The organism is Corynebacterium sp. ACRQJ, from assembly GCF_022346045.1.
GTDB classification, from domain to species: Bacteria; Actinomycetota; Actinomycetes; order Mycobacteriales; family Mycobacteriaceae; genus Corynebacterium; species Corynebacterium evansiae.
In genome coordinates, this window is the sequence record NZ_JAKRMT010000002.1 from 191,082 (window position 1) to 209,868 (window position 18,787).

18 protein-coding genes are annotated in these 18,787 nt (G+C 59.6%); 11 read left to right on the forward strand and 7 right to left on the reverse strand.

Annotated elements, in window-relative coordinates; translation table 11 throughout:
- Window positions 1-64 precede the first annotated feature (64 nt).
- On the forward strand, window positions 65-577 hold the full coding sequence (locus MHX52_RS02255) for a hypothetical protein (protein ID WP_239316367.1): 513 nt from the start codon (window positions 65-67) through the stop codon (window positions 575-577).
- Here the strand turns inward: MHX52_RS02255 and MHX52_RS02260 are convergent.
- Window positions 567-1,385, reverse strand: coding sequence for a fumarylacetoacetate hydrolase family protein (locus MHX52_RS02260; protein ID WP_239316369.1), 819 nt, complete (start codon window positions 1,383-1,385; stop codon window positions 567-569). The two genes, MHX52_RS02255 and MHX52_RS02260, sit on opposite strands and share 11 nt — an antisense overlap.
- A gap of 63 nt (window positions 1,386-1,448) precedes the next feature.
- On the opposite strand from MHX52_RS02260, the gene cysS reads away from it, so the two are divergent.
- Window positions 1,449-2,885, forward strand: coding sequence for a cysteine--tRNA ligase (gene cysS / locus MHX52_RS02265; RefSeq protein WP_239316371.1), 1,437 nt, complete (start codon window positions 1,449-1,451; stop codon window positions 2,883-2,885).
- Here cysS and MHX52_RS02270 read toward each other — a convergent pair.
- A complete protein-coding gene (locus MHX52_RS02270) occupies window positions 2,842-3,429 on the reverse strand; it encodes a hypothetical protein (protein ID WP_011273026.1) in 588 nt (195 codons plus the stop codon). The genes cysS and MHX52_RS02270 overlap by 44 nt on opposite strands.
- A gap of 209 nt (window positions 3,430-3,638) precedes the next feature.
- On the opposite strand from MHX52_RS02270, the gene MHX52_RS02275 reads away from it, so the two are divergent.
- From MHX52_RS02275 to rlmB, 8 genes are all read left to right on the forward strand, one after another.
- The gene (locus tag MHX52_RS02275) at window positions 3,639-5,573 is read left to right on the forward strand and encodes an HtaA domain-containing protein (protein ID WP_011273027.1); all 1,935 of its coding nucleotides are present in this window, start codon (window positions 3,639-3,641) and stop codon (window positions 5,571-5,573) included.
- A 48-nt stretch (window positions 5,574-5,621) separates the two neighbouring features.
- A complete protein-coding gene (locus MHX52_RS02280; protein WP_005296744.1) occupies window positions 5,622-6,713 on the forward strand; it encodes a hemin ABC transporter substrate-binding protein in 1,092 nt (363 codons plus the stop codon).
- The gene (locus MHX52_RS02285) at window positions 6,697-7,746 is read left to right on the forward strand and encodes an iron ABC transporter permease (RefSeq protein WP_005296741.1); all 1,050 of its coding nucleotides are present in this window, start codon (window positions 6,697-6,699) and stop codon (window positions 7,744-7,746) included. Before MHX52_RS02280 ends, MHX52_RS02285 begins: the two co-directional genes overlap by 17 nt.
- Before the next feature lie 32 nt (window positions 7,747-7,778).
- Window positions 7,779-8,651 (forward strand): heme ABC transporter ATP-binding protein, encoded by an 873-nt coding sequence (locus MHX52_RS02290; protein WP_005296738.1) that lies wholly within the window; start codon window positions 7,779-7,781, stop codon window positions 8,649-8,651.
- Window positions 8,652-8,656: 5 nt separating this feature from the next.
- On the forward strand, window positions 8,657-9,673 hold the full coding sequence (locus MHX52_RS02295; RefSeq protein ID WP_239316373.1) for an HtaA domain-containing protein: 1,017 nt from the start codon (window positions 8,657-8,659) through the stop codon (window positions 9,671-9,673).
- Window positions 9,674-9,753: 80 nt separating this feature from the next.
- On the forward strand, window positions 9,754-10,428 hold the full coding sequence (locus MHX52_RS02300) for a heme oxygenase (biliverdin-producing) (RefSeq protein ID WP_011273032.1): 675 nt from the start codon (window positions 9,754-9,756) through the stop codon (window positions 10,426-10,428).
- Complete coding sequence (locus MHX52_RS02305; RefSeq protein WP_239316375.1) at window positions 10,425-11,297, forward strand: HtaA domain-containing protein; 873 nt, start codon at window positions 10,425-10,427, stop codon at window positions 11,295-11,297. Before MHX52_RS02300 ends, MHX52_RS02305 begins: the two co-directional genes overlap by 4 nt.
- 203 nt (window positions 11,298-11,500) lie before the next feature.
- On the forward strand, window positions 11,501-12,457 hold the full coding sequence (gene rlmB, locus MHX52_RS02310; RefSeq protein WP_239316377.1) for a 23S rRNA (guanosine(2251)-2'-O)-methyltransferase RlmB: 957 nt from the start codon (window positions 11,501-11,503) through the stop codon (window positions 12,455-12,457).
- 49 nt (window positions 12,458-12,506) lie between these two features.
- Here the strand turns inward: rlmB and MHX52_RS02315 are convergent, their stop codons facing one another.
- Window positions 12,507-13,073, reverse strand: coding sequence for a TetR/AcrR family transcriptional regulator (locus tag MHX52_RS02315; protein ID WP_255721252.1), 567 nt, complete (start codon window positions 13,071-13,073; stop codon window positions 12,507-12,509).
- 122 nt (window positions 13,074-13,195) lie between these two features.
- On the opposite strand from MHX52_RS02315, the gene MHX52_RS02320 reads away from it, so the two are divergent.
- Window positions 13,196-14,206 (forward strand): ABC transporter permease, encoded by a 1,011-nt coding sequence (locus MHX52_RS02320; RefSeq protein ID WP_239316380.1) that lies wholly within the window; start codon window positions 13,196-13,198, stop codon window positions 14,204-14,206.
- A 52-nt stretch (window positions 14,207-14,258) separates the two neighbouring features.
- Here the strand turns inward: MHX52_RS02320 and MHX52_RS02325 are convergent, their stop codons facing one another.
- The 4 genes from MHX52_RS02325 to MHX52_RS02340 form a co-directional block, all read right to left on the reverse strand.
- Window positions 14,259-15,908 carry a carboxylesterase family protein gene (locus tag MHX52_RS02325; protein WP_239316382.1) on the reverse strand — a complete coding sequence of 550 codons (1,650 nt, stop codon included), beginning with the start codon at window positions 15,906-15,908 and terminating at the stop codon, window positions 14,259-14,261.
- Between the two features lie 86 nt (window positions 15,909-15,994).
- Window positions 15,995-16,933 (reverse strand): metal ABC transporter permease, encoded by a 939-nt coding sequence (locus MHX52_RS02330; RefSeq protein WP_035007504.1) that lies wholly within the window; start codon window positions 16,931-16,933, stop codon window positions 15,995-15,997.
- Complete coding sequence (locus MHX52_RS02335; protein ID WP_070487275.1) at window positions 16,930-17,631, reverse strand: metal ABC transporter ATP-binding protein; 702 nt, start codon at window positions 17,629-17,631, stop codon at window positions 16,930-16,932. Before MHX52_RS02335 ends, MHX52_RS02330 begins: the two co-directional genes overlap by 4 nt.
- Complete coding sequence (locus tag MHX52_RS02340; RefSeq protein WP_239202248.1) at window positions 17,631-18,677, reverse strand: metal ABC transporter solute-binding protein, Zn/Mn family; 1,047 nt, start codon at window positions 18,675-18,677, stop codon at window positions 17,631-17,633. Before MHX52_RS02340 ends, MHX52_RS02335 begins: the two co-directional genes overlap by 1 nt.
- Window positions 18,678-18,787 lie beyond the last annotated feature (110 nt).

The window sequence follows — 18,787 nt, forward strand, 5'->3', positions numbered from 1 at the left end:
AGTACAGATCTATTGGCGTGGACATTCCGCGACCTACGCGGTGATGCTTCAGATACTCGGCGTCGTGGGCGCCGTACTGTTCGGCACGACCACTATTCCCATTCCTTGGGCTTCGTGGAGTTCGTCCGGAGTTATCCCGTTTAACTTCGTGTTTTCCATCGCCATCGTTAGCTCCGCGGTGATGTTCTGGGATAACCGGCTTTCCCAGCTGGAAGAATTAACTGTTCGCACATGGGCGGCCTGCGACTGGCTTTTCCTCGGGCTTTGCCTGGGCGAATGCGGCGTTGTCGCGCTCCTGGGCAACCCAGGCATGTTGCAGTACACGCTCATTGCACTGTCGGTGATTTTCGGCGCATGCCTCGTAGTGGACCTGCGAAAGAGCTTCTATGGACTGCTGCTACTAACTGCCGCCCAGTGCCTGCTCATATCGGTATTGCCTAGTAGATACCTGCCATTGTTCTGGTCGCCCAGGATCAGTGTGATTGTAATTGCGCTTCCCATCTGCCTGTTACTTTTCGCGGCAGTGCGGAGCGCTATCAAGAAGGCCGAGCCTAGTTTGGCTCAGCTCAGCAGTTAATGCGGTTGCAGATTTCCCCGATGCCGTCGATCGCGATACGCACCTCGTCGCCATCGGCCAGGTACTGCGGTGGGGTCATGCCGTGGCCGACGCCCTCTGGTGTGCCCGTCACGATGACGTCACCAGGCGCCAACGAGGCGAAGTTGCTGATGTAATCCACCAGATCCTGCGGCTTAAACACCAGGTCGGCAACGCTGTGCTCCTGGCGGAGTTCGCCGTTGACCCAAGTGCGTAAGACGGCCCCTTCCGCAATCGGATCGAAGTGTTCGGCCGGCATCATCCACGGACCGAAACCGCTGGAGCGATCCAGGTTCTTGCCCTGCAGCCACTGCTGGGTGCGGTACTGCCAATCGCGCTGAGAGAAATCATTCATCACGGCGTAGCCTGCGATCTGGCCGGCTTCGCCCATAATGACAGCGAGCTCGCCCTCGTAGTCCGCCTGCGCGGAGAGCTCCGGGGGCACAACGACCTCGTCGAACGGGCCCGCCAAGGCGGAGGCGTACTTCACGAACAGGGTGGGGTGATCCGGAATCGGGTGCCCCATCTCTGCGATGTGTTCCCGGTAGTTGAGGCCTACACAGAAAATTTTTCTGGGGTTCGGCACGACCGGCCCCAGCTGGTCGGCGGTGAAAGAAACGGTGGGGAGGGAATCCAGTTCCGTGCTGGTGACCTGCGCCTTGTAAGGGAATTCGGCGAGGAGCTTGCCCTCGCCACCTTCCTCAGAGAAGGAGGTGACTGCAATTGGGCGCCATGCACCCCGATCGTTGAGGCGGATGGTGGCGAATCTCGGGGTGTTTTGAGTGCTCATGTCCTCCACGATACTGACACGCATGGGGAAAGAGGTCGACCGTGCATGCCTATACTGTGTGGTGTGACTTTGCGAATTTACGACACTGCCGCCCGCCAGCTCCGCGACTTTGAGCCTATCCGTGAAGGCCATGCCTCGATCTACTTGTGTGGAGCGACCGTGCAGTCGATCCCGCACATTGGACATGTGCGCAGCGGAGTTGCCTTTGACATTCTGCGGAACTGGCTAGAGGCCAAAGGGTTGGACGTCGCTTTCGTAAGGAACGTCACCGATATTGACGACAAGATCCTGACCAAGGCCGCGGAGAACGACCGCCCGTGGTGGGAGTGGGCCGCTACGCACGAGCGTGCGTTTAACTGGGCTTATGACCAGTTGGGCGTCACTCCACCTTCCATCGAGCCCCGCGCCACAGGGCACGTACCGCAGATGATCGAGTACATGCAGCGCATCATCGACAACGGCCACGGCTACGCCGCAGACGGCAACGTGTACGCGCAACCCGCGACGATCGATAACTACGGCTTCCTGTCCGGCCAGAAGCTGGACGAGATGGATCAGGGTGAGTCGGCGGGTACCGGCAAGCGCGACCCGCGCGACTTCACCATGTGGAAGGCAGCCAAGCCGGGCGAGCCGGCCTGGGATACCCCGTGGGGTCGTGGTCGCCCGGGTTGGCACATCGAGTGCTCCGCGATGGCGACGACCTACCTGGGAAGTGAGTTCGACATCCACTGCGGTGGCCTGGACCTGCAGTTCCCGCACCACGAGAACGAGGCCGCACAGGCGACGGCTGCGGGCGATGGTTTCGCGCGCTATTGGATGCACAACGGCTGGGTGACGATGTCCGGCGAGAAGATGTCGAAGTCCCTGGGCAACGTGCTTTCTATCCCGAATGTGCTGAAGCTGGTGCGTCCGGTTGAGCTGCGCTACTACCTGGGCAGCGCGCACTACCGCTCGATGCTGGAGTACTCTGAGGCTGCGCTAGGTGAGGCCGCTGCGGGCTACTGCCGTATCGAGAAGTTCCTGGTGCGCGCTATCGAGTACGTCACCGGAGAGACCGCTGTGGACCCGCAGGCGCTGCCGGTGGGCGAGGTGCCGGCGCAGTTCGCGGAGAAGATGGATGACGACCTGGCCGTGCCGCAGTCGCTGGCCGTGATCCACGACGTGGTTCGTGAGGGCAACAAGCTACTGGACGCAAAGCCCACGGACGAGGCAAAGCAGCAGGTTAAGGAGATCGCCGGACAGGTTCGTGCGATGGCTGCTGTGTTGGGCGTGGATCCGCTGAGCGAGACCTGGCTGGAATCTACCAAGGCTGCTGCCGGTGGTTCCGACGTGGCGATGGGCGCCCTGGACGTGCTGGTGAAGGCCGAGCTGGAGCGCCGTGCTGAGGCCCGCGCAGCCAAGGACTGGGCCACCGCCGACGAGGTGCGCGACCGCCTGGCCGAGGCCGGCATTGAGGTTACGGATACAGCCGATGGCGCGAAGTGGTCGCTGAAGGGGTAGTTCCATAGACGTACTCGTCGGGTTGTAACTCTGATCCCGGAAGCTCGACCTCGTCGTCATACATTTCTTCGGGTACGAAATATTCTTCGTCGTTCGACCACATGGGGTTCAGGCCTGGCAAGAACCAAATGGTGGCGGCAGAAACGATGGCGATGATGATGCCGCCCAGTGTTGCGTGCTCCGGCGGGATGTACCAAAAACCGGCCACGATCAGGGCGCCGATGGAGCCGATACACAGGGGGAGGAAGAGGTTCAGATTCAACCTGTTTGCGGTTCTGTATTCGACCCAGTCCTCGCTGGGGAAGCGGCTGCGGGCTTGGGAGCGGATCCGGCGCTGCGTTTTCTGAGAACATACGACGCATGCGATGGCGACTAGTGCCAGCCCGACTCCGGCGATAATGAAGTCGCCGACTACTGCGCCGTATGCCATCACGCCGATCGATACGGTTAGGGCAAAGCGTTCGGTCGCGGAAAGCGGAATTGCCTGGTGGGGGTCTACTTCAGGGTAGAGGTTGGCCAGAGGGGCCGGGGTGTATGCGGTCATTCTTCGCGTCCTTTCTCGGGGGTGAGAGGTGGGGGTGGGGGACGAAACTAAACACAAGATGCTTTCGTCTCTTAGGCTGACTCATGATACTTTCAGCTAAGTCGAGCCTTACCTAATTAAGGTAACACTATCCTAATCTAATGGGTAAAACCTAGGTAGAGGTAAGGCGGCGCAAATCTTTTGATGTTTCAGTTTTGAGTAGGATCAGCATGCATCTTTCACCGTTTGGATCACGTCGAGGCTCCTCGCGACGGTTGTTCGTCCGCGCATCCACGGCTGTGGCTGCCACCTCCGTACTTGCCTTCGCTCCCGTAGCATTTACCACGGTCGCTACCCCCGTTGCCTCAGCGGCGGGAACCTGTGAATTCAATTGGGGTATCAAGCAGAGCTACCGTGCCTATATCCAAGGCCCTGTCGCTAAAGGCGGATGGGGTGGCGACGGTATCGGCTTTAATGGCGATAAGACCGGCCCGAATGGAGCCTTCCAGTTCCGCCCCCAAAAGCCCCAGGTAAACGGTGATACGGTGACGGTTCCGCTCAACGGAGTTCTCCGTTTCAACGGCCACAACTATGGCGGTGATGACCTGTTAGATATGACGCTCTCCGATTGGAAGGTGCGCGCAAAGGGAAAAACCGCCGAGATTCTGGTGGACTATGTCTCCTATGAGTCGGACATGGTCAATAAGAGCAAGCGAGGAGCCAAAATCACTGGCGACGATGAAGTCATCGCCAAGGTGAACCTGTCCACCCCGGTGACCCCTGGCTCAGGGAGCGTGAACCTTTCTGGTTCTACGACACTTACTCAAGGTGGCAGCCGGCTGTTTCTCGCTTACAATGCGGGAACCTCGATGGATCCAACCAGTGGCTCAGTGGCTTTGGACGGCAGCTGTGGATCAGATTCGGGCAGTGGCTCGGGATCGGGCGAAAAGCGCACGCTGACCACGATCGATGGCAACTTCACCGGCTTTAACAAGGAAGCTATGGGAATTCTGTCTGAGACGAACGACACGATGAACGCCCTGACCACTTTCATGGGTAACTCCCAAGCCTTCTTGGACGAGTATGAATCTTTCGTCAATCGCGGGAGCGTAAAGAACGGATCTTCTAGCGGAAGCGACTCCGGAACTAGCTCTACCTCCGGAACGAACTCTAACTCCAACTCCGGTTCTGGTGGTGGATCGGCCTCTGGCGGAACATCGCTTGGAGCAGGGAACAGTGGTGCGCGAAACGGCGGAACAGGCGGCGGGTCGGCCGCCAGCGGAGGCGGAACAACCCGGGGCGGTGCCACAGCAGGTAGAGCAGCTGGTGGCGGTGGAGACCTGCACTGCGAGTCGGTCAAGGCAGTCGAAAGCGCCAAGGCATCGTGGGCTCTGAAGGAATCCTTCCAGTCGTACATCACCGGCTCTATCGCTAAGGGCAAGTGGGATTTGAGCGGGGTCGGATACAGCGGCGGCAAGTATCAGTTCACCGGCAACGGCGGCAACGTCGATACGTCTTCTCAACAGGGAACGATTTCCTATGGTGGCGCGATGCAATTCACCGGTCACAACGGAATTCTCGACCTGAACATTGCGAATCCGGAGATCCAGTTCAACGGTGGAACAGGAAGGCTTGTTGCCGATGTTCGTTCTTCAAACATGGAAGGGGAGAAGCGAGACTTCGGGCGCACAGTGCTGGGAGACCTGAGCTTTAGTTCCCTTGATATCTCGGATAACTCAGTAAGCGGAGAGGCGAGTGTATCGCTGACCCAGGATGGCTCTGTGGCTTTCGCCGAATTTTACGATCCGGGAACTCAACTAGCGCCCATATCTTTCAGCGCCCAGCTAGGTGGCCAGGGTGACTGCGACGCAGTGGGCGGTACGACAGCATCTGGATCGAGTGCGGGTGGATCGGGCGGTGGTTCTTCTGCTGCGCACAATGCTGCCGCCGCGAAGCTCGCCGGCAATAAGGACGGTTCCGGCAATGGCGTCGACGGCGATTCTTCATCGGCGGGGTACGAAAACGGATCGAGCAAATTCAAGGTTAAGCCTGCTGCGGCTGAGGGTCAGGATGAGAACCCGGCTACTTACCTTCTCGGATTGATCGTAGGAGTCATCGTCGCAGGTGGAAGCATCGGTCGACTGGTTGTAAGTAATCCGTCTTAATCCGCCTACTAGGTGGCAAGACACTGCTCAGTTAGAAAGCACGTTTTAATGTCCATTGTTCTTAATCGAACTGTGCGGTTAGCGTTCCGCACCTGTGTGTTGTTTATCTGCACGGCTAGCATCGCTGCGTGTGGCGTTAAGGGCGCCTATGAATCCGAAGCTGATGCTGCTCTGCGAAACGACATCAAGAATGCTGCTGATCTGCAGGATCCTCGTAGCTTTGAGGGCGTTTCGGAGGTCAAGGACTTCACGGATGTGGAGCCTGTGACCAAGAATCCATCCCCGAAGCTGCCGGTGGAGCTGACCGACGCAGACGGCCACGATGTCAAGGTTAATAAGCTCGATCGGATTCTGGCTCTTGACCTGTACGGTACTTACACTAAAACCCTTACTGGCCTGGGTCTTGCCGATCGGATTGTAGGCCGCACGGTCTCTTCTACTGAAAACATCTTGGCCGACAGGCCAGTGGTCACTCAAGGTGGGCACAACATCAACGTGGAAGCCGTGTTGTCGTTGGAGCCGGATATCGTCATCGTGGACCACTCCATCGGGCCACGGGACGCTATCGATCAGATTCGTCAGGCGGGCGTGACCACTGTGGTCATGGAACCGACCCGCACGATCGATTCGGTAGCCGAGGACATCACCACGCTCGGTGCTGTCGTGGGCCTCCCGGAGGATGCGGAAAAGCTTGCGGATCGCACAGTCGAGGAAATAAATCTGGATAAAGAGACCATCAAGAAGATGGTGCCCTCTACACCGATGCGGGTGGCATTCCTTTATGCCCGTGGAAATGGTGGAGTGTTCTTCATCATGGGCGAAGGGACCGGAGCAAAAGACCTGATCGAGGGCGTTGGTGCGGTTGACGTGGGGACGGAGAACAACCTTTCCTACATCGAACCAGCCAATGCGGAGTCGCTAGCTAGGTTAAACCCAGATGCGTTCATCATGATGACCGGCGGGTTGGAATCCACCGGAGGGATCGAAGGCCTGCTCAAACGCCCCGGCATAGCTCAAACCACGGCAGGACAGAAGCGGCGCGTAATCACGATTCCAGATGGTCAATCGTTGGCGTTCGGCCCTATGACTGGGCAAACACTTTTGCGGACAGCGAAGGCGTTATATGACCCACACGGTTAATACGAACGAGTTTCTCCGGGCGCGAACGCGCCGATGGGTAGGGATTTTCGGTGCACTGGTGGTGCTAATGCTTGTTGCTGCGGTGCTATCGATCGTGCTTGGACAGTACTACGTGCCACTGCAGGATTTAGGTTCAATCTTGCTGGGGAAAGACCATCATTCAGGTCTGGCCTCCAGCGTAGTGTGGGATATTCGCTTGCCGCGCATCCTGCTGGGGTTCCTAGTCGGCGCATGTTTGGGTGTGGCTGGAACATTGATGCAGGCGGTGTTTGCCAACCCTCTGGCCGAGCCATCGATTATTGGCGTGACCTCGGGCGCCGGGGTTGGTGCGGCGTTGGCAATCGTCTTTAACCTTGCTTTCTTCGGCACGTTCACCGTTCCGTTCTTCGCCTTTCTTTCCGCATTGGTTGCCGCTGGCCTGATTTACCAGCTAGCACGAAGTCAAGGCCGAGTTGTGGTTATCAATCTGGTTCTCACAGGTATCGCGGTCAATGCCGTGTGTGGAGCAATTATCTCCTTCATGGTCTATTTGGCTCCGACCGCCAGTCGGGAAGAGATCATCTTTTGGCAGATGGGATCCCTAAATGGTGCCCAGTGGAAGCACGTTTGGGCGGTTTTGCCGATCACGATGGTTGGAATTGCCGTAGCCCTACGGATGGGTGGGGCACTAGACGTGCTTGCTTTGGGTGAGAAAGCCGCTGGTCACACAGGGATCAATGTAAGTCAATTGAGAGCGATTGTGATCATCGCTGCGACCGTACTCACTGCAGGTGCAGTTGCCTTTGCTGGGCTCATCGGCTTCGTAGGGCTGATTATCCCGCACCTGTTGCGAACGGTCATGGGGCCGGAGAATTATCTCCTCATCCCTGCTTCTGCGCTTGGCGGGGCGGTCTTGATTGGTCTGGCCGATGTGGCTGCCCGCACGTTGATTGAATTCGCAGATTTGCCGATTGGCATCTTCACTGCCCTTGTCGGCGGCCCGACTTTCTTCGTTCTGCTGCGCCGAATGATGCGAAAGGGGATGCACGCATGAGTGCTCACGGTAGCGATGCGACTACTAACAGTATGGCTATCGGCGATAAGGCCATTGAGGTATCTGGCCTCGCCGTCGACGTTGGTGCCAAGCGGTTGCTCAGTGACATTAGTTTTGTCGCTCGTGCCGGCGAGGTCACAGGGCTCATTGGGCCGAATGGTGCTGGTAAGTCGACGCTGCTCGCCGCGCTGTCTGGGGATATTAAACCTACTGAGGGTGTGGTTTCCGTCGCCGGATTAGACCCCTCTCGGGCCGATGCAAGGGCAATGGCGCAGCGCCGTGCGGTGTTGCTTCAGGATGTCCAAGTCGCGTTTGAGTTTCTTGTTCGAGATGTTGTGGCGATGGGACGGCGACCGTGGCGAGGGACAGTCGATAGCAGTGTGGATGAGCTCATTGTTGACGCTGCTCTGGACGCCACCGGTTCCACTGCGTTGGCAGTTCGTGACATCGTCACTCTTTCCGGTGGCGAACGTGCTCGGGTTGCGTTGTCCCGAGTTTTGGCCCAGCAAACACCGGTGGTGTTGTTAGACGAGCCGACCGCGGCGATGGATATCCGTCATCAGGAACAAGTCTTGAGCTTGATGCAGCAGATCGCTCACAGAGTTGGAACTGCGGTGGTGATTGTGTTGCATGACCTCGACGCAGCTGCGGCGTATTGCGATCACATCGTCTGTCTATCGAATGGGCGAATTGCCGCCGCTGGATCGGTTGATTCGGTCTATACCGACGAGATTCTCTCCAGCGTTTATGACTGGCCCATCGAAGTTGTCCGCAGTGCGGATAATGACGTCTCTGTTCGTCCGCGGCGGAGGGATCCGCCAGCTGCAGTAGCTCGACTGCTTTCTGCATATCAATCCATTCCATTCACTAGGGCTAAGTCCCTAGGATCCATTCATCAGGAGTAATTCTCATGTCTATTAAGTCAACTCGAAATGTCATGCTCGGCACTGTGATGACTTTCGCCCTGGGCACTGCTGCACTTTCCGTACCCGTTGCATCGGCACAGGATGGCGCATCTCAAGCTCAACCTGAATGCAAAACTGTTATCACTGGCGGTACCTTCAACTGGGGATTGAAGGAGAGCTTCCGCAGCTACATTCTGGGGAATATCGCTAAGGGAAGCTGGGAGACGAAGGGTGAGGTTAAGGAATCTGATCCTGCCAACAAGAAGTCCAAGGACTTCCAATTCCAATTCCAGGTAGACCCAAGTGTATCTAGCATTGAGGTCGATTCCGAGGGCAACGTAACCAAGGCAGAGATCGGCACCAAGCCGTCCGATGTCGTTTTCGAAGGCCATCATGGCGCGTTGTACTCGAACTTCAAGTCCCCTTACATCACAGCCGAGGGAGCTAGTATTCAGGGCGGCGCCAGCTATGAGGGATACTACGTGCCTGGCAAGCACATGACTGAGTATACGCCTGAGGACCGTATCGAAGAGAACAAGGTTTCCGGCAGGGACGTGTTCTCGAAGGGGCACGGAAACTGGAAGGTCAACGGGGATACTGTCACGCTGGATGCAAGCAGCATGACCTACGTTCCTAAGCCAGGAACGGATGGGGGCAAGAACATTGTGAAGGGCGTAGACGTCCTATTCATGGGCATTTACTCGGCGGACTACAAGCCAGAGCTGGATGACATCAATGTTTCTCTGACCACCGAGAAGAAATGTGCAACGCCAGGGGAGCCGAATCCGGATGATGAAGGTGGTTCTGGCCCGGGCAACCCGAGCAACCCAGACAACCCGGATGACCAGGGGCAAGGCCAAGGTTCGCTGGGCAAGTTCGGAAAGGTGTGGAACTACATTCTTGGCACGGTCGGAATCCTAGGCATGCTGGCGATCATTGGCCACGCGATCAACGTGTCTGGCGCTCTCGATGGCATTCACAAGAAGATTGATGAATTCCTACGCCACCACAACTTGCGCTAATAACGAGTTCCCTTTTCTCGTTCAGCGACAAATTCCAGATTCCACGCGGATCTTGAAACTCTTTCGAAAGGAATAACGTGATGGCTTCGACCTCCACACTTTCAAACACAAGCTTTAACACAGCCGAGCCGATCTCTCAGGCACTGCGCAATGCCACTGCGGAGGCGCACGGGCGCGCAGAAGGATCCGAGTTCATGAGCACCCTTTTCAAAGGCGAGCTTGACGCTCAAGCGGTGTATGCGCTTTCGGGACAACTCTGGTTTGTCTACAGCGCTCTAGAGAACGCTGTAGAAAGAGTCTCCGGCACTCCCATCGGGTCGGTTATTGCCGATCCGCGCCTGCAACGTTGCGCTGCGTTGGAACACGATCTGACGTATTGCCTCGGCTCCGATTGGCGCGAACAACTTGAACTACTGCCCGCCACCCGGCGGTATGTAGATCGCCTCGACTCTTTCGGAGAACAAGACGTTGTACGAGTGATCGCTCATCACTATGTCCGCTACCTCGGGGATATTTCCGGCGGTCAGGTCATCGCTGTACGTGTAGCAGACCTCTACAATGTCGCTCCTGAGGCATTGAAGTTCTATGACTTCTCCGCTATTGGCAAGATCCCTCCGTACCGAACCAGCTACCGTCAGCGCCTCGATAGCCTGCCACTCACAGCACAGCAGCGTTCCGAATTGATTGAGGAAGCCATCGATGCTTTTGGTATGAATTTTTCCCTGTTCACAGATCTTTACGGAGTCTGCGCGTGAATACACCATTCTTGTCCAAGTCCACTTCCCGCCACTTCGTTGCCAGCGCCTTGGCCGGTTCCGTCGCGTTAAGCGGCATGGCGGTTCCTGTAGCACAGGCAGAGGAAGTGTCCGCCCCAGTGTTAGGAGCCGGTGCTTTTGCCTGGCCGATCAAAACCTCTTTCCTTAAGCATGTGCAGGGGCCGATCGCCAGGGGAACCGTCATCGGCGATGGAGGCGCGGAGTTTAAGGGAAACCAGTTTGTGTTCCCAGTAAATACCCAAGAAACAAAGCTGGACCCGCAGGGGAATGGCACGATTGCCCTGGACGGCAGCGCACATGTGACCGCATACAAAGGTCTTGGTAAGAACGGCGGGCCAGCTTTGGATGTCTCTTACTTCGACTTGAAGTTGAATGTCACAGGTCAGGCGGTATCGCTTATTGGGGACTACTCCCTTTCCGGTAACACGGCGAACGATCCTACACAGCTAGACAAGCGCGGCGACGATGAAGTAATCGTGACCTTCACCCTGGAAGCCCCGATTGATCCGGGTAAGGATCTCGTTGCCCAGAACCGTCCCACAACGGCCGGTATCGGATTGCAGAGATCTCTACTCCGCTACAACGAGGGCGAGCAGCTGGAGGGCGCGGACGTTGACCTGCTGCTGGACTATGACGATGGCAAGCAGATAGAAGATGTAACCCCGCAGGAACTGCAGGGAAGTGCAAGCGGATTCTCCGGTTCTTCTAGCGGCAGTTCCAAAAACTCGTCCCTTGGCATCGCGGCCGGTGTGATCGCCGCCATTGTGGCAGTGATTGGGGTAGGGGCACTGGCCTTCGGGCCCGTGGATTGGCGAGGAGTTTTGAAGAACTTCGGCATCACTGCCTAGAAGGAAAGCATCGTACCACCCCATCTGCGAAGAACTATTGCTCGTTTCAGCTGCTGCCGGCAAGATTGGTAATGGAAGCAACAAATTCACAGCAGGTGGGGTGCTTTGCTGTCCACGTTCTCGTGAGCCTGGTTCCAGTTTTGCGTGCCGGGAAGTAACATACACAAACGCACGTAGTCGACCAGGTAAGAGGGGCAATCACAGTGGCGGGCAACACCCAGCGCAGCGGAGGCGTGCGCAAGAAGAACAAGAAGGGCGCAACCAAGGGCTCCGGCGGCCAGGGGCGCCGCAGCCTGCGGGGCAAGGGGGCCACGCCGAAGGCGGAGGATCGCGTCTACCACGCCGCCTACAAGCGCAAGCAGGCTGCCAAGCGCCGGGCTTCCGGCGCACACGACCGCTTCGCAAAGGACGATAACCAGGTGGAGCTGGTTGTCGGCCGCAACCCGGTGATCGAGTGTCTGCACGCCAAGGTTCCCGCCACCGCGCTGTACGTCGCGGAGGGCACCAAGAACGACGAGCGCCTGGCAGAGGCTGTCCACACCTGCGCCGACCGAGGCATTTCTGTGCTGGAGGTTTCCCGCGCCGAGCTGGATCGTATGACCGGCAACGGCATGCACCAGGGCATTGGTCTGCAGATCCCGCCTTACCAGTACACGCAGGTGGAAGACCTGATTCAGCAGGCCGCCTCCGCGCCCCAGCCCGGCTTGGTTGTTGCACTGGATAACATCACCGACCCGCGTAACCTCGGCGCGGTTATCCGCTCCGTAGCGGCATTCGGCGGCCACGGCGTGATCATCCCGGAGCGCCGCAGCGCCTCCGTGACCGCTGTTGCTTGGCGTACCTCCGCGGGCACGGCCGCGCGCCTGCCGGTAGCGAAGGCCACCAATATGGTGCGCTCTCTGAAGCAGTTCCAGCAGGCCGGCTACCAGGTCGTGGGTTTGGACGCTGGTGGCGACCACACCCTTGATACCTATGACGGCACCACCCCGACTGTCATCGTCGTCGGATCGGAGGGCAAGGGCCTGTCCCGCCTGGTTTCGGAAACGTGCGACACGATCATGTCGATCCCCATGGCCAAGTGGGTGGAATCTCTCAATGCGTCGGTCGCTGCGGGCGTGGTGCTCAGCGAGTTCGCCCGTCAGCGCCGCGCTGCTAGGTGACGCCCTTTCGTTTTCGCCCTCCGTGTTTCTCAGCGGGGGCTGCTAGTTTCTAAGGCTTAAGTCCCCGAATGTACGTCTCCACGAGCCAAGGCTGATAATCGGGGACAAGCTTTCGTGCATCGTCGGTGAGGGGGCGGGCGACCACCGCCAGGCCGAGGTGGAAATGTAGTGTGTCTACGTCCTCTCTGAGGAGTGCCCAGCGGCGTGCCCGGTGAAGCACCCTTTCTAATTGTTCCATCAGCTCGTTCATTCGAGGGGCGAGGTCTGCCTCGAAGTCCATGTTTTCCACAATAGTGGGCTCTACCTGCGTGACGATGACCCCTAGCTTGAGCTCCGCTACGTTATGGACGAAACTGTTCCACGTTTCGGCAGCTTGTTGAGCGTCGTCCCATCCCGTCGTGTGGCGGTCGATGATGTCGATGAGGCGCTCGCGCCCGTAGTCGAAAAGCCCCGTCAGCAAGTCCTGCTTGGTGGGGAAGTGGCGGTAGAGGGTGCCGATGCCCACGCCGGCTTCGCTGGCAATAGTGCGCATTGAAACGTCGATCCCGACGGTGGAAAACATCCTCCAAGCTGCAATGAGTATTGCCTGCCTGTTCTCGTGTGCGTCCGCGCGCATAGCCAACCTTTCGCAATTTGTTGCTCTATCGCTTGCATTTTATCTAAACGGAACGTTATGATCCATTTTGTTAAAACGGAACACAACGTTCCGCTTTATGGGTCTCAGAAAGGGGAAACCCAATGTCCAACGCTGTAGATGCACAGAAGAATCCACCAACCCAAGCGCCTCCGGCTTCTGAGCGCAGTGGCAACGGTCGCCTCGCCGCCATCGTCGTTGCCCTCACGGGAATTATCACTCTGATGCTGTTGGCGTTCCTCACCCCGAGCATGAACTCCGGTCCGGAAGATTTGCCTCTTGCGGTTTCTGGCCCTGCGCCTGCAGTCCAGAAGGTTGAGGGAATGCTCGAGCAGAAGCAGCCCGGCGCCTTCGACGTCACCGCCTACGACAATCCAGACGAGGTAAAAACGAAGGTCCTGGAACGCGAAGCGATCGGCGGCATCACTATCGGCAAGGATGGCACCGTCGTCACCATCGCTAGCGGCGCCGGTTCCACATTCAAACAGATCATGACCGGCCTTGCCGATGGTATGAAGCAGCAGGGACAGAAGGTCACCGTGGAGGACGTCGCCCCGCTACCCGAAGGCGACCCGAACGGAATCGGCCTGAATACCCTTGCCCTGCCGCTGGCTTTCGGAGGCATGGCCTCGGCCGCGCTGCTGACCTTCGGGCTCAAGGGGCGTCGTTGGGGCCGGGTGGTCGGCGCAGCCGTGTTCTCCATTCTGGCCGGTCTGGTGCTCGGTGCGATCATGCAGTTCGGATATGACCTGTTCGACGGAAACTATCTTGAACTGGCGGGAATCCTCGCGCTGGGTATCGCCGGTACCTCGATGTTCGTACTCGGCATGGAATCCCTGCTCGGCGGCGCAGGTCTGGGCATCGGCGCGATCATCACTCTGCTTGTTTCCAACCCGCTGTCCGGCATAGCGACAGGCTGGCAGTGGCTGCCTAGCCCCTGGGGCTGGTTCGGCCAGTACCTACCCATCGGCGCAGCAGGAACGGCCGTGCGCTCTGTCGCCTACTTCGATGGCCACGGCATTACCCACGCGGTGGTTGTTTTGTTCTGCTGGGTCGCGCTCGGCGTGGGCATGGTCGCTCTGGCTTCGTGGCGGAAGCGTCGCGCTACTAAGTGACGCCCCCTTCGTCCCAGCCGTAGCCGGCTCCAGCGCTAGCCAATAATTCGCGCTAGCCGAACATTTCCTCCTGCTTATCCCACTGAACCTGCGCCCACGCCTCCCGCAACTCGGGCTGTGGGTCGTAGATGGTTTCCTCGCCGGTGGGGAAGTGGGCGTCAAAAACCTGCGTGGCGAAGCCCAGCGAATAAGGATCAAAACCGGGGTCGTGAGAGTGCACGAACTGCCTCCACCGCGACTGCATAGCGACGGTGGTGGCGCGCATCTCGTCACGGCCACCGAGTAGCACGGCAATGCGCCCCTTGTCCTGGTCATAGCGCTGGAAGAGGATCGGCAGATCCAGGGCGTGCATCGCGCCCATGCCGGAATAGCGCAGGAACGGGGTAGTGGTATCCAGTCGGTAAACCCACGCCCGGTCGCTCGGGTGATTCTGCGCCAAGTACCAGGAGGGGCCGGTGAACAGCGCATCGCCGAAGAAACGCCCCTTGAGCTTGCGGGACTTCGGGCCACCGTAGTGCTGCTCCAGGATGTTGGCGGCCTGAGCATCGGCGCCGGAAATCGCGTGGGCGAACGTGCGCGTGCGCGTGTACTGCATGGAGCTACGCTTCGGCTCCAGGTGCATCATGTCGTACTCGTTGCGGTTCGTGCCGATCAGCATTGGCACATCCATCATCGCACCGGGGGAAAGGGGGTGCTCCGGCAGCAGGTCCTCGTCGATAACCGGAGCAAACGGGCCGGCCTTGGAGATCGGATTGTCCGCGTGGAAGCGCACGATCTCGTCCGAGAGGCGACCCAGAATTGCGTGCTCGGCGGTAAGCAGGTCTTCGGTGGCGGCTGCAAGCTCCTCGTCGCTGAGCTCCGGTGGGACCTGGCGAACCGGGGTGCGCTGGTCCATCGGCAGGGATTCTTCCGCGCGCATGCGGTGCAGCCAGCGGGCGGCGAAGTCCGTCCAATACCTCGCATTCGCGCGGGTGTGGACGATCATCGGGGCGGGGGATTGCGCGATGGCCGCGCTGAACAGACCCTTCGCGGACGGGGTGGCCATCAGTGCGGTGACCATGGAGCCACCACTGGATTCGCCCATGATGGTTACGCGGTCGGGATCGCCGCCGAAAGCGCGGGCGTTGTCGTGGATCCAGCGCAGTGCCGTCAGCAGGTCGGAGTGGCCCGCGTTGCTATCCATGCCCTCCGGTGTATGCGTGCCTTCGCCCAGAGCCAGCTGGCCAAAGATGCCCACGCGGTAGTTCACGGCCACGTACACACAATCGATGGCCTGGGCGAAGTACTCGCCGGAAAGCAGGGGCTTGTTCGCCGAGCCGTGGATGTTCGACCCGCCGTGGAAGTAGACCACCACCGGGCGGCCGGCTTCCGGGTCGATGGCTGGGGTAGGTGAGTCCGCCGGGCGGGGAACGACCACGTTCAGCCAGAGGCAATCCTCCGTGCCCTCCCAGTTGCCGGCGGACTTGCGCGCCGGGCGGTATTGCGAGCACGCATCGCCGGAGGTGGCGGCGTTGAACACGCCCTCCCACGGCGCGATGGGTTCGGCCCGGCGGAAGCGGCGCTCCCCGGTGGGCTTTTCGGCGTAGGGGATTCCGCGGAAGGCGGTCACGCCGGTTTCCGCGTGGCCTTTGATCAGCCCGGTAGTGGTGCGGACGATCCAGGGGTTTGCGGGTTGTGAGTTCGCAGACGTCTCGGTAATCACAAGTGCTACCTTAACGAGCCGCGCTGACCTTGTCCCTCTTCCGGGGGCGGTGCTTATGTTTTATGCGGTTTACCCGCCTGGTTGCTCTAGGCGTGGTGTGCGTGGCCTGCGGCCTCGTTGCTGGTTTGCTTCGAGATCGACTCGCCAGCAGCCGAATACTCCCGCGCCCGCACCGCATCCGCCTGCACATTCCGGGAACGCATCCACGCGATCCCGCGGCAGATCAGGTAGATCACAAAGCTTAAGGTAGTCACGAACACCGAAACCGGCAGCCCCGGCGCCAGCGATGCCACCAGCCCGCCGACCGCCGACACCACGGAGAAAACGCCCGACAGCACCACTGCCAATACCGGGTTGCTGGTCACCTTCACCGCTGCTGCGCCGGGCGTGATCAGCAGCGCGATCAACAGCAGGGCGCCGACGATCTGCACGCCCTGGCTGGCCACCACACCGATCAGCGCGGCGAACACCAGCGCCAACGTGCGCACCTTCACACCCGAGGCTGCGGCCAGCACCGGATCCACCGTGGCGAACAGCAGCGGCCGCCATAGAAGTGCCATCGTCACCACTACCAGCACTGCCAGCACCGCCAGGATGCCCAGCGAGGCGGAGCTCACGCCCACAATCTGGCCCGTCAGCAGGCTAAACGCGGCGGACGACCTGCCTGGGTAGAGGTAAATAAACAGCACGGATAGGCCCATGCCGAAGCTCAAGATCACCGCCACGATGGCGTCCTGCTCCCTTTGCCCCAGCGCGGTCAGTGCCACGGCAGCAAGCACCGCGCCGATCAGCGCGCCCCAGCTCACGCTGAAGCCGAACAGCAGCGCGGCGGCGGCGCCCATCAGCGCCAGCTCGCCGGTGGAGTGCGCGGCGAAGCTCATCTTCCGCATCACGATCAGCGGAGCGATCGCGCCGGAGACAATGCCCAGTAGCAGCGCCGCCAGCAGCGCGTTCTGCACGAAGTCCACCGAAAGCAGTGCGAGGGTGTCCTCCCACCAGTCGCCGGTCTGAAATTGGCTACTCATACGACCACCAGCTTTCCGTCTACGTTCACTACCTTCACGTCCGTTTGGTACAGGCGGGAGAGCGTCTCGCTGTTCATTACCTCGTCCACCGTGCCGATCGTGTGGCCGTGCGGGGCGAGGTATAGCACCCGGTCGGTCACGTTAAGAATCGGATTGATGCCGTGGGTGACGAACACGATTGCCGTGTCGTGCTCCCGCCGCCTGCGATCCAGCAGTTCCACGGTCTTCTTCTGCGCGCGCAGGTCCAGGGAAAGCAGCGGCTCGTCGCACAGCAGCAGCTCCGGATCCTGCGCCATCGCCTGCGCCTGCCGGATCAGCTGTTGCTGCCCGCCGGATAGCTCGCCGACCCGCCGATTGGCCAGGCCGGTCGCGCCTACTTCTTCCAGCGCTGCGTCGATCTGGGCTTTCTTCGGTCGCCTATTCTTTATGACGCCCGCTGCGAGCGCGAGGCCAACCAGATCTCTCGCGCGTAGCGGAATGGTCGGGTCGAACATCCTCTGCTGGGGGATGTATCCCAGCTTGTCCGTCACCTTGACGCTGCCGCGACTGAGTCTGCGGGTGCCGAGGGCGACGTTCAGCAGGGTGGATTTTCCCACTCCGTTGGGCCCCAAGATAGCCAAAAACTCCCCTGGCGCGACCTCGAGGTTGAGGTCGCGCCAGAGGGGTTCGACTGCCGCTTCGCGGAGAGCGAGAACCATTACTTGGTTGCATCCTCCAATTGCTTGATCAGGGCATCGGCGTACTCGAAGTAATCCTGACCCTCATCGGGGGTTTCGTTGACGTTTACTACCTTAATGCCAGCTTCCTTGGCTGCGTCGGTCAGCTGTTCGGCAGCCGGGGTTTCCGACTGCTCGTTGGTGATGAGGATGTCGGCCTTCTTGTCCGTGATCAGCTGGCGGGTGGCCGCCAGATCTGCGGCGGAAGGCTCGGACTCGTTATTCACCGAGTGGGCAAAGCCCTCCGGGGTGATGTCCTTCAGCTCGGAATCGTCCACCAGCTCGGCGGCGACGGACTCGGTGAGGATGACGTTCTTGCCGCTCAGCTTCTCGATGCGCTGCTTCAGCTCGTCGGTCTTCTTAGTGACGTCCTCGTTGGATTCCGGGATGTCGGAGTTGAGCTTGTGCAGCTCGGCGGAGAGCTTTTGCTCGAACTCAGAGACGACGTCCAGGTCGAACCAGACGTGGGGGTTGGCTCCACCGTGGTCGTGCCCCTCGTGACCGTGCTCGTCACCATGCTCATGGTCGTGCCCCTCGTGATCGTGCTCGTCGCCATGCTCGTGGTCGTGACCCTCGTGTTCATCGTGCCCGGCATCTTCGCCGTGCTCGTGGTCATGTCCGTGCTCGTGGTCGTGACCCTCGTCACCGTGGCCATCGCCGTGGTGGTGCGCCTCGGCCAGCGGCTGAGCCGTAACCAGCGGAGTGCCCTCCTCCACGTTGTCGGTCAGCCAGTTGTCGTAGCCCGCGCCGTTGGCGACTACGATGTCCGCGTCCTTAACCGCCGCGATGTCACGGGCAGTGGCCTCGTACTCGTGCGGGTCGTCGTCCTTGCTGCTGAGGATGGTGGTCACCTCGACGTCATCGTGACCCTCGGTGATGTCTTCCGCGATGCTTCCCCAGATGGATGTGGAGGCGACGAGCTTGATCTTGTCTCCGTCGGCGGCGGAATCCTCGGAGCCGCCGGCGCAGGCGGTTACGCCCAACGCCAACGTTGCGATGCTGAACACTGCTGCGATATTGGCAACCATTTTCTTCATTCTTCCGAGGTTAGTGGTCACGAAAACGATCGTCAATATTAAGTTTGAATCTTCTACGGAACCCCACGACAGCCCGGAGAAGGTGGCGTCAACCCCCAAGA